The sequence below is a fragment of the Allobosea sp. RIT-PG3_2 genome (genome assembly GCF_057321085.1).
In genome coordinates this window covers 161,490-176,779 of the sequence record NZ_JBXWCA010000006.1, presented here as the reverse complement: position 1 = coordinate 176,779, position 15,290 = coordinate 161,490, and the positions used below count along the sequence as shown (strand labels likewise).

15 protein-coding genes are annotated in these 15,290 nt (G+C 66.4%); 11 read left to right on the top strand and 4 right to left on the bottom strand.

Annotated elements, in window-relative coordinates:
• Nucleotides 1–3 precede the first annotated feature (3 nt).
• The gene (gene aspS, locus AC2FAN_RS18380) at nt 4–1,788 is read right to left on the bottom strand and encodes an aspartate--tRNA ligase (RefSeq protein WP_265053994.1); all 1,785 of its coding nucleotides are present in this window, start codon (nt 1,786–1,788) and stop codon (nt 4–6) included.
• A 136-nt stretch (nt 1,789–1,924) separates the two neighbouring features.
• Here aspS and rnd point away from each other — a divergent pair, with 136 nt between their 5' ends.
• The 3 genes from rnd (at nt 1,925) to AC2FAN_RS18365 (ending at nt 3,671) form a co-directional block, all read left to right on the top strand.
• Nucleotides 1,925–3,064, top strand: coding sequence for a ribonuclease D (gene rnd / locus AC2FAN_RS18375; protein ID WP_265053995.1), 1,140 nt, complete (start codon nt 1,925–1,927; stop codon nt 3,062–3,064).
• Nucleotides 3,065–3,154: 90 nt separating this feature from the next.
• Nucleotides 3,155–3,400 (top strand): type II toxin-antitoxin system Phd/YefM family antitoxin, encoded by a 246-nt coding sequence (locus tag AC2FAN_RS18370; protein WP_485175834.1) that lies wholly within the window; start codon nt 3,155–3,157, stop codon nt 3,398–3,400.
• Nucleotides 3,387–3,671, top strand: a complete 285-nt coding sequence (locus tag AC2FAN_RS18365; RefSeq protein ID WP_265053997.1) for a type II toxin-antitoxin system RelE family toxin — start codon at nt 3,387–3,389, stop codon at nt 3,669–3,671. Before AC2FAN_RS18370 ends, AC2FAN_RS18365 begins: the two co-directional genes overlap by 14 nt.
• Nucleotides 3,672–3,683: 12 nt before the next feature.
• Here AC2FAN_RS18365 and fliP read toward each other — a convergent pair whose 3' ends face one another.
• A complete protein-coding gene (gene fliP, locus AC2FAN_RS18360) occupies nt 3,684–4,454 on the bottom strand; it encodes a flagellar type III secretion system pore protein FliP (protein ID WP_442864998.1) in 771 nt (256 codons plus the stop codon).
• Between the two features lie 162 nt (nt 4,455–4,616).
• A complete protein-coding gene (locus tag AC2FAN_RS18355) occupies nt 4,617–6,071 on the bottom strand; it encodes a hypothetical protein (RefSeq protein WP_485175833.1) in 1,455 nt (484 codons plus the stop codon).
• A 210-nt stretch (nt 6,072–6,281) separates the two neighbouring features.
• Between AC2FAN_RS18355 and AC2FAN_RS18350 the strand changes: the two genes are divergently transcribed.
• From AC2FAN_RS18350 to cckA, 7 genes are all read left to right on the top strand, one after another.
• The gene (locus AC2FAN_RS18350) at nt 6,282–6,683 is read left to right on the top strand and encodes a flagellar basal body rod protein FlgB (RefSeq protein WP_485175832.1); all 402 of its coding nucleotides are present in this window, start codon (nt 6,282–6,284) and stop codon (nt 6,681–6,683) included.
• Between the two features lie 3 nt (nt 6,684–6,686).
• A complete protein-coding gene (gene flgC / locus AC2FAN_RS18345; protein WP_265054000.1) occupies nt 6,687–7,097 on the top strand; it encodes a flagellar basal body rod protein FlgC in 411 nt (136 codons plus the stop codon).
• A gap of 14 nt (nt 7,098–7,111) precedes the next feature.
• Complete coding sequence (gene fliE, locus AC2FAN_RS18340; RefSeq protein ID WP_485175831.1) at nt 7,112–7,435, top strand: flagellar hook-basal body complex protein FliE; 324 nt, start codon at nt 7,112–7,114, stop codon at nt 7,433–7,435.
• Between the two features lie 49 nt (nt 7,436–7,484).
• Nucleotides 7,485–7,751, top strand: coding sequence for a flagellar biosynthesis protein FliQ (gene fliQ / locus AC2FAN_RS18335; protein ID WP_265054002.1), 267 nt, complete (start codon nt 7,485–7,487; stop codon nt 7,749–7,751).
• 77 nt (nt 7,752–7,828) lie between these two features.
• Nucleotides 7,829–8,587, top strand: a complete 759-nt coding sequence (fliR, locus tag AC2FAN_RS18330) for a flagellar biosynthetic protein FliR (RefSeq protein ID WP_265054856.1) — start codon at nt 7,829–7,831, stop codon at nt 8,585–8,587.
• Between the two features lie 7 nt (nt 8,588–8,594).
• The gene (flhB, locus tag AC2FAN_RS18325; protein WP_485175830.1) at nt 8,595–9,662 is read left to right on the top strand and encodes a flagellar biosynthesis protein FlhB; all 1,068 of its coding nucleotides are present in this window, start codon (nt 8,595–8,597) and stop codon (nt 9,660–9,662) included.
• A gap of 70 nt (nt 9,663–9,732) precedes the next feature.
• A complete protein-coding gene (gene cckA, locus AC2FAN_RS18320; RefSeq protein ID WP_476804805.1) occupies nt 9,733–12,237 on the top strand; it encodes a cell cycle histidine kinase CckA in 2,505 nt (834 codons plus the stop codon).
• 259 nt (nt 12,238–12,496) lie between these two features.
• Here cckA and AC2FAN_RS18315 read toward each other — a convergent pair whose 3' ends face one another.
• Nucleotides 12,497–13,813, bottom strand: coding sequence for an MFS transporter (locus AC2FAN_RS18315; protein WP_485175829.1), 1,317 nt, complete (start codon nt 13,811–13,813; stop codon nt 12,497–12,499).
• 285 nt (nt 13,814–14,098) lie between these two features.
• Between AC2FAN_RS18315 and recA the strand changes: the two genes are divergently transcribed.
• Entirely contained in the window at nt 14,099–15,184 is a 1,086-nt protein-coding gene (gene recA, locus AC2FAN_RS18310) for a recombinase RecA (protein ID WP_320109561.1), read from the top strand.
• Nucleotides 15,185–15,290 lie beyond the last annotated feature (106 nt).

The window sequence follows — 15,290 nt, the reverse complement described above, 5'->3', positions numbered from 1 at the left end:
ATGTCAGCCGTTCTTCTCGGGAGCGTTGATCCGCAGATGCGCCTCGCGAAGCTGCTTGGGCGACGCCTCGGCCGGTGCCCCCATCAGCAGGTCGACCGCCTGCTGGTTCATCGGGAACAGCGCGACCTCGCGCAGGTTCGTCGCGCCGGCCAGCAGCATGATGATGCGGTCGATGCCGGCCGCCATGCCGCCATGCGGCGGGGCGCCGTACTGGAACGCGCGATACATGCCGCCGAAGCGCTCGACCACCGTCTCCTCGCCATAGCCTGCGATCTCGAAGGCCTTCACCATCGCCTCGGGGCGGTGGTTGCGGATGCCGCCGGACGCCAGCTCGTAGCCGTTGCAGGCAATGTCGTACTGGAAGGCCTTGAGCGAGAGCGGGTCTTCCTCGGTCAGCGCCTTCAAGCCGCCCTGCGGCATCGAGAAGGGGTTGTGCGAGAAATCGACCTTCTTCTCGTCTTCGTTGTACTCGAACATCGGGAAGTCGACGATCCAGGCGAAGGCATAGGCGTTCTCGTCGATCAGCCCAAGCTCGGAACCGACCTTGTTGCGGGCGTTGCCGCCAAACTTGTAGAACTTCTCCGGATCGCCTGCGACGAAGAAGCAGGCGTCGCCGCCCTTCAGCCCCATCTGCGCGACGATGGCAGCGACCCGCTCCGGCCCGATGTTGTTGGCGATCGGCCCCTGGCCCTCGCCGTCTTCCTTGATCATCAGGTAGCCAAGACCCGGCTGCCCCTCACCCTGCGCCCAGGAGTTCATCCGGTCGCAGAAGGCTCTGCTGCCGCCGCCCGGCGCCGGGATAGCCCAGACGCGGTTCTTCTCGCCTTCGAGGATGCGCGCGAAAACCTTGAAGCCCGAACCGCGGAAATGCTCGGAAACGTCCTGCATGATGAGCGGGTTGCGCAGGTCCGGCTTGTCGGAGCCGTATTTGGCGATCGCCTCGGCATAGGGGATGCGCGGCCAGTTGCGGGTGACGGATTTGCCCTCCGCGAACTCCTCGAACACCCCGGTGATGACTGGCTCCATCGTCGCGAAAACGTCCTCCTGCTCGACGAAGCTCATCTCGACGTCGAGCTGGTAGAACTCGCCGGGCAGGCGGTCGGCGCGCGGATCCTCGTCGCGAAAGCAGGGCGCGATCTGGAAGTAGCGGTCGAAGCCCGCCATCATCAGGAGCTGCTTGTACTGCTGCGGCGCCTGCGGCAGCGCGTAGAACTTGCCGGGATGCAGGCGGCTCGGCACGAGGAAGTCGCGCGCGCCTTCCGGCGAGGACGCGGTCAGGATCGGGGTCTGGAATTCGGAGAAGCCCGAATCCTTCATGCGGCGGCGCATGGAGTCGATGACCTTGGTGCGCAGCATGATGTTGTTGTGCAGCTTCTCACGACGCAGGTCGAGGAAGCGGTATTTGAGGCGGGTATCCTCGGGATATTCGAGATCGCCGAAGACCGGCAGCGGCAGTTCGGCCGAAGGACCGAGCACCTCGATCCCTGTCGCGAAGACCTCGACCGCACCGGTCGGCAGATTGGCGTTCTCGGTACCGGCGAGACGGGCCTTGACCTTGCCGTCAATGCGCACGACCCATTCCGAGCGCAGTGTCTCGGCATCGGCGAAGGCCGGAGAATCCGGATCGATCACGACCTGCGTCATGCCGTAATGGTCGCGCAGATCGATGAAGAGCACGCCGCCATGGTCGCGGATACGATGGCACCAGCCGGACAGGCGCACGTTCTGGCCGATGTCGCTCTCACGGAGCGCGCCGCAGGTGTGGGAACGATAGCGATGGAGGGTCACGGGATCGGTCTTTCGGAAATGCGTCGGGTGCCGGCGCGAACGCCAGCCGAAACTTGAGGCTAACCACACGCGCGGGCGCGGAATGTCAAGAACGCCCGCGACATGCGGCCTCGCTGTCTGCTAAGAGCCGAAAGCCATGCATCTGATCTCCGACACCGCTGAACTCTCCGCCGCCTGCGATCGCCTTGCCGCCCATCCCTTCGTGACGGTCGACACCGAGTTCCTGCGCGAGACGACCTATTATCCGAAGCTGTGCCTGATCCAGCTGGCTTCGCCGGAAGAGGCGGTTCTGGTCGACCCGCTGGCGCCGGATCTCGATCTCGCCCCCTTCTTCGGGCTGATGGTCAACGACGCCGTGGTGAAGGTCTTCCACGCCGCCCGGCAGGATCTCGAGATCGTCTGGCTGCTCGGCCGGGTGCTGCCCGTCCCGCTATTCGACACGCAGGTCGCCGCCATGGTCTGCGGCTATGGCGACTCGGTCGGCTACGAGCAGCTCGCCAACGACCTCGCCAAGGCCCGCATCGACAAGTCCTCGCGCTTCACCGACTGGTCGCGGCGCCCGCTGACCGAGGCTCAGTTTTCCTATGCCGAGTCGGACGTCACCCATCTCCGCGATATCTACCTCGCGCTGCAGGCCGATCTCGATGCCAGCGGCCGCGAGAGCTGGGTTGCCGAGGAAATGGCGGTGCTGAGCTCGCCCGGGACCTACGAGGTCAAGCCGGAGAATGCCTGGCTTCGCCTGAAGGGCCGCGTCCGCAAGCCGCGCGAGCTGCCGGTCCTGATGGAGCTCGCCGCCTGGCGCGAGCGGGAGGCGCAGACCCGCGACGTGCCGCGCCAGCGCGTGCTGAAAGACGACGCGCTGATGGATATCGTCCAGCGCGGCCCGCGCACCACGGAAGGGCTGGCGGAATTGCGCTCGGTCCCCAACGGCTTCGAGCGCTCGCGCAACGGCGCCGAGGTCCTTGCCGCGATCGAACGCGCCGCGGACATCGATCCGAAGACCCTGCCTCGGCTGGAGCGCGAGCGCGGCCGGCCGACCAACGGTGCCGTGCTCGACCTGCTCAAGGTGCTGCTCAAGGCGGTTGCCGATGCCGAGCGCGTCGCGCCGAAGATCATCGCCACCAGCGACGACCTGGAGGCCATCGCGTCCGACGAGCTTTCGGACGTGCCCGCGCTCAAGGGCTGGCGGCGGGAAGTCTTCGGCGAGAAGGCGCTGGCGCTCAAGAACGGCTCGCTCAGCCTGCGCGTCCAGCGCGGTCGTGTCGTGGTGAGCTGAAGGACTCGGCCGAACCTAAATAGAGCGCTACATAGGTCTAAATTTCGTGCTATATAAAACTCCTGCTTCAGGATAGCCGGAGGTCGGACCATGCAACGTGTCGAAGCGGAGATCGCGGTCAGCGTTTCCGATCTCAAGAAGAATCCGACCGCCGTCGTCGCCGGCGCGCGGGGCAACCCCATCGCGATCCTGAACCACAATCGTGTCATGGCCTATATGGTACCCGCCGAGACCTATGAGGCGATGATGGACGCGCTTGACGATCAGGCACTCATAGAGGTCGCCAAGGCGCGGGCGAACGAGAAGAGCAAGCCCGTCAGCCTTGACGACCTATAGGCTCGCATTCCTGCCCTCGGCACGGAAGGAGTGGGACAAGCTTGGCGCGACCCTGCGCGAGCAGTTCAAGAGGAAACTGGCCGAGCGGCTGATGAATCCTCGCGTGCAGGCCGATGCTCTTCACGGCCTGCCCGACCATTACAAGATCAAGCTACGCGCCGCCGGCTACCGGCTGGTCTACCGTGTCGAGGACGAAGAGGTTCCGATCGTCGTCGTCGTGATCGGCAAGCGCGAACGGTCGCGGGTCTATGAAATCGCAAGGAAGCGCTGACGACCCTGCTCGTCACCCCCCGACGCCGTAGCTCTTGACCAACGAACTGGTCACCAGCCCCCAACCGTCGACCAGCACGAAGAAGATCAGCTTGAACGGCAGCGCCACCGTCACCGGCGGCAGCATCATCATGCCCACCGACATCAGGATCGAGGCGACGACGAGGTCGATGATCAGGAAGGGCACGAACAGCAGGAAGCCGATCTCGAAGGCACGCCGCAGCTCCGAGATCATGAAGGCCGGCACAAGCACCTCGACACCGACATCCTGCGGCTGCTGCGGCCGCGGGCCCTGCGACATGTCGAGGAAGAGCGACAAATCCTTCTCGCGGACATGCCGGAGCATGAAGGTCTTGAAGGGCACCACGCCGCGGTTATAGGCCTCCTGCGGCTGAATCTGCCCCGCGACCAGCGGCTGCACCGCATTTGTGTAGGCCTCGCGCAGCGTCGGCGCCATGACGAAGCCGGTCAGGAACAGCGAGAGCCCGATGATCACGGCATTCGGCGGCGCGGTCTGCGTGCCCAGCGCCGAGCGCAGCAGCGACAGCACCACCACGATCCGGGTGAACGACGTCACCATGATCAGGATCGACGGTGCCAGCGACAGCACCGTGATGACGGCGATGAGTTGAAGCGCCCGCTCGGCGACGCCTCCGCCTTGCCCGAGATCGAGCGACAGCGTTTGCGCCAGCGCCGGGCTGGCCTGCAGGGTGAGCAGCACCATCGCAGCCAGCGCGGCGCGGCCGTATCGATAGCGTCTCACGGGTCTGGAACTGGGTGTCACGCGCGGCCGTCGCTACGTCCGACTCACGCGATCGGACAGCACGAAGCTAGTCGCGCGAAAACGCCGCGCAACGGTTGCGCGGCGCCTGCAGGCCAGAGGCCCGACATTCCTGTTGATGGTCGCCGCCGCCAGACTGGCGACAGCCTTCAGTCCGCTATCCGCTCAGGATTTCGCCTTGGGATCGCGCCCAAGCAGACGAGCGAACTCGGCTTCGATGGCATCGACCGAGAACGGGTCGATTTCCTTCGATTCCGTCTCGGCCGGCTTGTCGGCCTTCGGCTTCGCCTCGGGCGTGGGCTTCTCGACGGCGGCAAAGGCTTCATCGAGTTCGTCAGTGTCGATGAGCGACGCAGACTCGCCGGGCACCGGCTTGGCCTCGACGGCAGGCTCGGGAACGTCCGCCGGCTGTGGCTCCGGCTTGGCCGGCTCCGAGACCTTCGCCTCGGCGGGCTTGGGTTCGGGCGTATTCACTTCAGCAGCCTTGGCTTCGAGCACCTTGGCTTCGGATGCCTTGGGCTCCGGCACCTTGGGAACGGGTGCGAAGGCCGTCGGAGTCGCACGCTCCGGCGTCAGGCCAAGCGCAGCCGCCAGCTCTGCCTCGACGTCGCTGGCGAGCATCGGCTGGCGCGGCGCAGGGGCAAGGGGTGGGGTCGGCGTCGGGATGGGCGCAGGCTCCGGCTTGAACTCGGTCTTCGGCTCAGGCCTGGGTTCCGGCTTGAACTCCGGTATCGGTGGCTGCGCCACGTGCTGGAACGGCTCGAGGGCAGGCTTCGGCGCTTCGACGATGGGCTTCTCGGCAGGCTTGACCGCTGCGGCGGGCGATCTCACCGGCGGAGCCATGCTTTCCTGCGGGGGCTCGCCTGGAAGATTGGCGGGGCGCACGGCCGAGAAGGGGCGCTTCAGCGCCTCCTCGAGCTGGCGCGTCATGTCGTCGAGCTCACCGGCGCTGACGGCCGGGGCCGGAGCATGCTCGCGTGCGAAGCTCGGCGCCGGCCCGGTCGTGACGGATGTCACCGGCAGCGGCGGCGGAGGCGCCACAGGCTTTGCTGGTGCCGGCGGCGGTTCCGAATCGGGGAAGCCGAGAGCAGCGGCAACACCGGCGCTGGCTGCTGCAGCGGCGGCAATGTCGCCGTGAGCCGAGGACGGGCGGCTCGGCAACGGGGGCAGGACATCGGGCGCTTCGACGATCGCGCCGGCCTTGCGGACATCCTCGCCGGTTCGCAGCGCGGGCTCGGCCGGAGGAACGAGCGTGTCGAATGGCGGCAGCGGGCGGTCCGGCATCGCCGTGTCGACGTAGCTCGGGGACGCCGCCCTGCCCCCGCTGCGCATGATATTCGTCTCGACGACGACGTCGGAGGCGCCGCCAATCATGACGAGGTGTTCGATGTTGTCGCGCCGGATCAGTACGAGCTGCCGCTGGCGGTCGAGATCGTAAGTGTCGACGACGCCGAGCCGGGGTTGGCGCTGGCGCCCCCCGGCCTGGCCCCGCAGGCGCAACCGGCCGCCCTGGATCTGTCGCACGAAAAGTCCGAGCAGGGCGAGAAGTACAAGGATGACGACAGAGGCGACGATCACCTTCTGCGCGGTCGAGAGTTCCAATCCGAACAAGCTCTGCAAGGTCTGCCTCATCTTCGACGACGGCCTCGGGCGGCCGAAGTTCCGCACGAGGTTCAACACCTTGGCTATAGCATAACGCTTTCACTATCGGGAAACATGGTGAACGCGTGGTTAACCGGACCTGCGAAATGCAAGGAGGTTAACCCGCTGTTAACCATGAGCCCGGCAGGATTTGCCTAGTAACCGGCAGCGGAACGAGGGGCTGGAGCCATGGCGAATGACGGCTTGAGCATCGGCGGCGGCCTGATGCAGGCGCTGAAGCTGCGCATGCAATACCAGCAATCGCGCCAGAAGATCCTCTCCGAAAACGTCGCCAACGCCGACAGCCCCGGCTTCCGCCCGGCCGACCTCAAGCCGCCGAGCGCCGACCCGGCTCGCGCCGGCGTCGCGCTTGCCCGCACCAGCGTCGGGCATATGAGTCTGTCCACAGCCAATGGCGGCTTCGATGGCACCGGCGCCCCCCGCTTCGAGACCACCCCGAACGGCAATGCCGTGAACCTCGAGGACGAGATGCTCAAGGTCGCGCAGAACCAGTCCGACTACCAGCTGGCCGCCTCGCTCTACAGCAAGGGTCTTGGCCTAATGAAGATCGCGATCGGCAAGGGTCGCTGAGTCATGGACCTGATCAAGAGCATCGCCATCGCCGCCTCGGGCCTGCGCAGCCAGTCCGGCCGGATGCGCGTCATCTCCGAGAACATCGCCAACGCCGATTCCGGCCCCGAGCGCGCCGGCGCCGACCCCTACCGCCGCAAGGTCCCGACCTTCCAGCGTCATTTCGACCGCAGTCTCGACGCCCAGCTCGTCGCGCTCGGCAAGGTCCAGCGTGATCAGAGCGCCTTCAAGGTCAAGCACGAGCCGGGCAACCCGGCCGCCGACGCCAAGGGCGACGTCGCGATGCCCAACGTCAACTCGCTGGTCGAGATGGTCGACATGCGCGAGGCCCAGCGCAGCTACGAGGCCAACCTCAACCTGATCTCTTCGACGCGCCGGATGATCCAGCGCACCATCGACATCCTGCGCGCCTGAAGGGTTAGCACGCCATGGCCACGTCCAGCTTCGCCGCGGGCGCCTATGCCTCCATCCAGGGGATGGGCGCCGGAAATCTGATGCGCAAGCCGCCCGCACTGGGCGGCGCGGAAGCTGGCGGGCCGGATTTCTCCGCTCTGCTTGGCAAGGCGATCGACGCCACCGCCGATGCCGGCCGCAAGGCCGACACCCAGACGGCGAGCGTCGCCGGCGGGCGGGCCGACATCGTCAATGTCGTGACCGCGGTCGCCGAGAGCGAGGCTGCGATCGAGACGCTGGTCGCGGTGCGCGACCGCGTCATCGCGGCCTATGAGGAAATCATGCGGATGCCGGTCTGACGGCCGGGAAACCCAACAAACCTATGCACACAGCGATCGGACGAACATCATGACCTCCGGAGCCATTCTCGACGTCGCCCGCGACGGCATCGTCGTCTTCCTCAAGGTCGGCGGACCGCTGATGGTGATCGCGCTCGTCGTCGGCCTCGTCGTCTCGCTGGTCCAGGCGCTGACGCAGATCCAGGAGCAGACGCTGGTCTTCGTTCCGAAGATCGTCGCGGTCTTTGCCGCGCTGCTGCTGTTTCTGCCGTTCATGGGTGACGCGCTGGCGGGTTATATGGGGCGAGTCGCCGTCCGAATCGCCACGGGCGGATGAGCCTGTCGCGACTGCAGCCGGCCCTGGCCGGAGCAGCCTCGCGGCACCCGCGCTGGCGTAAGGGTGCCTGCGGCACGATGCAGATCGCGATCCTGCCCGAGCTCAGCGCCATTTTCGTGCTCGTCTTCGCGCGCGTCGGCACGCTCGTCATGCTGATGCCGGGCATCGGCGAGCGCTTCATCTTCTCGCGCGGCCGGCTCTCGCTCGCCTTTTTCATCGCGCTGATGATCCTGCCCGTGGCGCGCCCTTCCCTGCGTATCCCCGCCGACATCTCCGGCGTCGTCACGCTCCTGATCGGCGAATTGCTGGTCGGCCTGATCATCGGGGTCTGCGCCCGGCTGGTGATGGCCTGCCTGCAGACGGCCGGCACGCTCGTCGCGCAGACCATGGGCCTCGGCTTCGCCATGACGGTCGACCCGACCGGCGGCATGCAGAACCCGTCGATCGGCAACTTCCTGACCATGCTCGGCATCACGCTGGTCCTGACGACGGACCTGCACCACGTCGCCATCGCCGCGATCCACGAGAGCTACCGCCTGCTGCCGCCCGGCGGCGTGCCCGATCTCACGGACATCCTGACGCTCGCGGTGCAGTCGGCGGCGCGCGGCTTTGCCCTGGCGATCCAGATATCGGCGCCCTTCCTCGTCTTCGGCCTGCTGTTCAATCTCGGGCTGGGCGTGCTGGCGCGGATGATGCCGCAGTTGCAGGTCTTCTTCCTCGCCGTGCCGGCCTCGATCATCGGCGGCATGCTCGTCCTGCTCGTCGTCGTCAGCGTGATGATGAGCGTCTTCCTGAACGATCTCGGCGCCTTCCTGCGCCAGTTCACCGGCAATTGAGGGCGCCATGTCCGAAGATGCCGAAAACGAAGACAGGACAGAAGACCCGACACAGCGAAAGCTGGACGAGGCCACCGACAAGGGCGACGTACCCAAATCGCAGGAAATCGGCACCTTCTTCGTGCTCAGTGGCTTCACCCTCGCGTTGCTGGTGGCCGCCGGCTGGTCGGCCCGTGACGCCATGCTGTCGTTGCGCTCCTTCCTGATGAACGCCCATCAGGTTCCCTCCGATGGCGCAGCCTTCATGCAGGTCACGCGGCAGGGCGTGCTGACCGGCTTCATGGCGCTCGGCATGCCCTTCGCGTTCATCCTCTGCGCCGGGCTCGTGGGCGCCATGCTCCAGCACAAGCCGCTCTGGACCTTCGAGCCGCTGATGCCGAAGTTCAGCCGCCTCTCTCCGATGGCCGGCGCCAAGCGCATGTTCGGCAAGGAAGCCTGGGTCAACTTCGCCAAGGGCCTCGCCAAGACGGCGCTGATCGGCGCCGTGGTCTGGTTCACGCTCTGGAACCAGCACGACCGGCTCGAAGCCTTCGTGCAGATGAACGTCGCTGCCCTGATGCCGGCAACGCTCACGCTCGCCATCAAGCTGATGGGCTCCGTGCTCGCGCTCTTCGCCATCGTCGCCATCGGCGACTTCGGCTGGCAGCGCTTCTCCTGGTATCAGCGCCAGAAGATGACGAAGCAGGAGCTCAAGGACGAGTTCAAGAACTCCGAAGGCAATCCCGAGATCAAGGCCAAGCTGCGTCAGATCCGCTCCCAGCGCGTGCGCAAGCGCATGATGGCGGCCGTGCCGAAGGCGACCGTGATCATCACCAACCCGACCCACTTCGCCGTCGCCCTGCAATACGAGCCCGGCATGGCCGCCCCGCTCTGCCTGGCCAAGGGCGTCGACACCGTGGCGCTGAAGATCCGCGAGGTCGCCGGCGAGCATCGCGTGCCGATCATCGAGAACCCGCCGCTGGCGCGTGCGCTCTATGCTACCGTCCGCATCGACGAAGAAATTCCTGTCGAACACTACCAGGCGGTGGCGGAAGTCATCGGTTACGTCTTGCGCCTGAAGGGTCGGCGCGCCTAACTCGGCACGGATGCGAAGGAAGGTTGGCCGCGAATTTTCGGCGCGGCCGCAAGGGAACGGACTTCACCGCATGAGCGGCACCACGGCGACCACAACGATCGATCGCTCCGACAAGCCGGGCCATATCGGCGTCATCCTGCTGGTCGCGGGCCTGCTGGTCGGCGCCGCCATCGCGCTCGGCTTCATCGCCAACGAATGGGCGCAGCCGCTCATCCTCGGCCTGCTCGCCATTCTCTCCGTGGTCGGCGTCTTCGGCCTCTTCGCCTTCGCCATCGGCCTGGTCCAGTTCTCCGGCCGCGCCGCCCGCAACGACCTGACCAAGACGATCGTCGACGCCGCCGATGAAGGCATCGTCGTGACCGAAGGCGAGAACGACATCGTCTACGCCAACGAGACCTACCTCGCGCTGGCGGGCGCCACCGGCGCGAACGACATCAAGCCGGTCGGGCGGCTGCTCACCGGCCGCGCCGATGTCTCGGAGGCGATCTACCGGCTTGCGGCCGCAGCCCGCGAGAACCGCCGCCTGATCGAGGAGGTCCGCCTCGAGCCGGCCCTGAACGGGCGCGGCGAGGTCGGCTGGTACCGCGTGCGCGTCTCGCCGGTCCGTCGTGAGGCGGGCAATGCGACGCTCTGGTCGGTCACCGACATCACGCCTGAGCGCGAGCGGCAGGAGAACGCCTTCCAGGAACTCCAGCACGCGATCGACTATCTCGACCACGCACCGGCGGGATTCATCTCGATCGATGCCGATAGCGAGGTCTCCTACCTCAACGCCACGCTGTCGAGCTGGCTCGATTTCGATCTCGCCCGCTTCGGCTCGGGCGGCCTGCATCTCGACGACATCTGCACGCCCGCCGCCGCCGCGCTGATCCAGGCGATCCGTGGCCAGCCGGGCGATGTCCGCGTCGAGGTTCTCGACGTCGACCTGAAGCGCCGCAACGGCGCGCCCCTGCCCGTGCGCCTGCATCATCAGGTCGCGTTCGGGCAGGATGGCCGGGCCGGCCCCTCCCGCACGCTCGTCCTCAACCGGGCCTCCGGCGAGGCCGGCATCGACGTCGGCAGCGATGCCGAAGTCCGTTTCGCCCGATTCTTCCACTCGACGCCGATGGCGATCGCGACCGTCGACAAGACCGGCGCGATCCTGCGCTCCAACGCGGCCTTCGCCCGCCTGACGCCGGCCGGTGCCCAACCCCAAACGATCCACGATCTGGTCGCGCCAGAGTCCGGCCTCGAACGCGCCCTCGCGGAGGTCGTGGACGGCAGCGCCGGCGTGAACCCGCTCGACCTGACGCTCGCCGGGGAGGATGGCCGCTCGGCCAAGCTCTACCTCACCCCCGTCGCGGCCTCGGAGGACGGCGACGGCGAGCGCGCCATCGTCTACGCGCTCGAGACCACGGCCGAGCGCAAGCTGCGCGACAACATGGACCAGGCCGGCAAGATGCAGGCGGTCGGCCAGCTCGCCGGTGGCATCGCGCACGACTTCAACAACGTGCTGCAGGTCATCATCAACGCCTCCGAGTTCCTGCTCGCCAGCCACCGGCCGACCGACCCGTCCTTCCCGGACATCATGCAGATCAAGCAGAACGCCTACCGCGCCGCGGCGCTGGTCAGGCAGCTGCTCGCCTTCTCGCGCCGCCAGACGCTGCGCCCGCAGGTGCTGGAGCTCGGCGAGGTGCTCTCCGATCTCTCGCTGATGCTGAAGCGCGTCGTCGCCGACAAGGTGACGCTCGACGTCCGCCAGGGCCGCGACCTCTGGCCGGTCAAGGCCGATCTCGGCCAGCTCGAGCAGGTCATCGTCAACCTCGCCGTCAACGCGCGCGATGCCATGCCCAATGGCGGCAAGCTGACGGTGCGCACCCGTAACGTCGCCCGTGAGGACTGCGTGAGCTTCGGGCATGCCGCCCTGCCCACCGACGATTATGTGCTGCTCGAGGTCGAGGACAGCGGCACCGGCATCCCGCAGGAGCATCTCGACAAGATCTTCGAGCCCTTCTTCACCACCAAGGAAGTCGGCAAGGGCACGGGCCTAGGCCTCTCGATGGTCTATGGCATCGTCAAGCAGACCGGCGGCTACGTCTTCGTCGACTCCACCGTCGGCAAGGGCACGGCCTTCCAGATATTCCTCCCGCGCCACGTCCCGAGCCAGGAAGAGATCGCCGCCGAGGCCGCCGCCAAGGAAGCGCCGAAGAAGCTCGCTGCCGATCATACCGGCGCCGGCGTCATCCTGCTGGTCGAGGACGAGGACGCGGTGCGCGCGCTCAACGCCCGCATGCTGGTGTCGCGCGGCTACACGGTCCACGAAGCCGCCTCCGGCGTCGAGGCGCTCGACATCTTCCTGAAGAACGACGGCCGGATCGACCTCGTCGTCTCGGACGTCGTGATGCCGGAGATGGACGGCCCGACCCTGCTGGGCGAGCTGCGCCAGCGCAACCCGAACACCAAGGTCGTCTTCGTCTCCGGCTATGCCGAGGAGGCCTTCCGCAAGAACCTGCCGGAGGGCGAGAGCTTCCACTTCCTGCCCAAGCCCTTCACCATGAAGCAGCTCGTCGAGACGGTGAAGGCGGCGATGGGCTGAAAGGCCCCCTCCCATGGAACGTCATTCTCGGGCGAAGCGAAGCGCAGACCCGAGAATCCGAGGCAGAATAAGGCGCAGAACCGCTGCGTCATCCCGGACAGGCGGCGAAGCCGCGCAGATCCGGGATCCATCGAAGAGCGCCGAGCCCCATGATGGATCCCGGCGCTACGCTTCGCTGCGGCCGGGATGACGAGGCGGTCCTGCGCCTGCTCCTACAAGAGATGCTCGGGTCAAGCCCGAGCATGACGGCTGACCTGGCTCAGTGCGCCGCCGGCACTGTACTGGCATCTTTGGCGTCACGCCCGGCCAGCGCCCCGACCCCGAGCAGCGCCAGGATCGTCACCGCGGCCGAGAGGCTGAGATAGTAGCCGACATAGGCGAGCCCCTTCTCCGTCGCGAGCCAGGTCGCGACATAGGGCGCGAGCGACGCCCCGACGATGCCGCCGAGATTGAAGGTGAGCGAAGCGCCGGTATAGCGCACCGCCGTCGGGAACATCTCGGCCAGCGCCGTGCCCAGCGGCCCGTAGGTGAAGCCCATCAGCGACAGGCCGACCACGAAGAAGGCGAGCACGCCGAGCGTGCTGCCCGAGCCGAACAGCGGCTCCAGCAGGAAGCCGAAGATCGCGATGCCCAGCGTTGTCGCCAGCAAGGTCTGGCGGCGGCCGAAGCGGTCCGCCAGCACCGCCGAGACCGGGATCGTCAGGCCGAAGAACACGACACCGATCATCTGCAGCGGCAGGAACTGGTCGCGCGAGAAGCCGAGCTTGGTCGTGCCCCAGCTCAGCGAAAACACGGTCATCAGGTAGAACAGCACGAAGGTCGCCAGCGCCGCGAAGGTGCCGCAGAGCAGCGCGAGCTTGTGCTCGGCGAAGATGCTGACGAAGGGCACCTGCACGCGCTCATGCTTCTCCATCGCCTTGCGGAAGGCCGGCGTCTCGCTGATGCGCAGACGGACATAGAGCCCCATGAAAACCAGCAGCGCGCTGGCGATGAACGGGATGCGCCAGCCGAAGGTGAAGAACTGCTCGTCGGTGAGGAGCGCATCGAGAGCCAGGAAGCTGCCGGTGGCGCAGATGAAGCCCACGGGCGCGCCGAGCTGCGGGAACATGCCGTACCACGCGGATTTTCCGGGAGGCGCGTTTTCGGTGGCAAGCAGCACCGCCCCGCCCCATTCGCCGCCGAGCCCGAGGCCTTGCCCGAGCCGGCACAACGCCAGCAGCAGCGGCGCCAGCACGCCGACCGCGGCATAGGTCGGCAGCAGGCCGATCGCGACGGTCGAAAGCCCCATCGTCATCAATGCGGCGACGAGCGTGGCCTTGCGGCCGATGCGATCACCGAAATGGCCGAAGATCGCCGCGCCGATCGGCCGCGCGAAGAAGGCGATGGCGAAGGTCGCGAAGGACTGGAGCATGGCGGTGGTCGGATCGCCGCCCGGGAAGAACAGCTTCGGGAACACGATCACCGCCGCCGTCGCATAGATGTAGAAGTCGAAGAACTCGATCGTCGTGCCGATCAGGCTGGCGAGCAGGATGCGGCGCGGCGAGTTCAGGGCGGCAGGTGCAGGGGCGGGAGACACGTTGGCAACTTTCGCGAATAAATGCGGAAGCCGGGCGCAATAACAGGAAACGAAAGGCCGCGGCATGGGAAATGCCATGGCTTGATATGCATCAAACGCATAATAGAACGAGAACAACTATTGGTGTCAGCTCCATGAGCATGGCGCGACCATTACTCGGCTCCTCCTGACACAAACTGACAGAAGGAACAAAAAAAGAACTTGCTGCCTGGAACAAAGCGTGACCATCCTCCTGTCAAGACGCATTGAGATGTCCCCGTAGCCCTGCCATAAGGAGCCCGAACCGTGAATCAGGCAAATCTCAAGCTCGTGGAAGGCTCCTCGATGGACAAGGCCAAGGCGCTCGATGCGGCGCTCTCCCAGATCGAACGCGCCTTCGGCAAGGGCTCGATCATGCGCCTGGGCAAGAACTCGCCCTCGATCGAGATCGAGACCATCTCGACCGGCTCGCTCGGCCTCGACATCGCGCTCGGCGTCGGCGGCCTGCCCAGGGGCCGCGTGATCGAGATCTACGGGCCGGAATCCTCGGGCAAGACCACCCTCGCGCTCCACACCATCGCCGAAGCCCAGAAGAAGGGCGGCGTCTGCGCCTTCGTCGATGCCGAGCATGCGCTCGACCCGATCTATGCCCGCAAGCTCGGCGTCAATCTCGACGATCTCCTGATCTCGCAGCCCGACACCGGCGAGCAGGCGCTCGAGATCACCGACACGCTCGTCCGCTCCGGCGCGATCGACGTGCTCGTGGTCGACTCCGTCGCCGCGCTCACGCCCCGCGCCGAGATCGAGGGCGAGATGGGCGATGTCCAGCCCGGTCTGCAGGCCCGCCTGATGAGCCAGGCGCTGCGCAAGCTCACCGCCTCGATCTCGCGCTCGAACTGCATGGTCATCTTCATCAACCAGATCCGCATGAAGATCGGCGTGATGTACGGCAGCCCGGAGACCACCACAGGCGGCAACGCACTGAAGTTCTATGCCTCTGTCCGCCTCGACATCCGCCGCGTCTCGACGCTGAAGGAGCGTGACGAGGCGACCGGCAACCAGGTTCGCGTCAAGGTCGTCAAGAACAAGGTCGCGCCGCCCTTCAAGCAGGTCGAGTTCGACATCATGTTCGGCGAGGGCATTTCCAAGGTCGGCGAGTTGATCGACCTCGGCGTCAAGGCCGGCATGGTCGAGAAGGCAGGCGCCTGGTTCTCCTTCGACAGCCAGCGCCTCGGCCAGGGACGCGAGAACGCCAAGACCTTCCTCAAGGCCAATCCCGACATGGCCGCCAAGATCGAGGCCACGATCCGCCAGAACTCCGGCCTGGTCGCCGACCGCATCCTCGACGAAGCCACCCCGGGCGCGGACGATCTCGACGAAGGCGAAGCCTGAGAAGTCCAGTTTCGTCCTGCTCGGCCTCGACCCGAGCATCTCCTGCAAGAGATTCCCGGGTATCGGCTTTGCCTCGCCCGAGAATTACGTGCTGAGAAACGCGGGC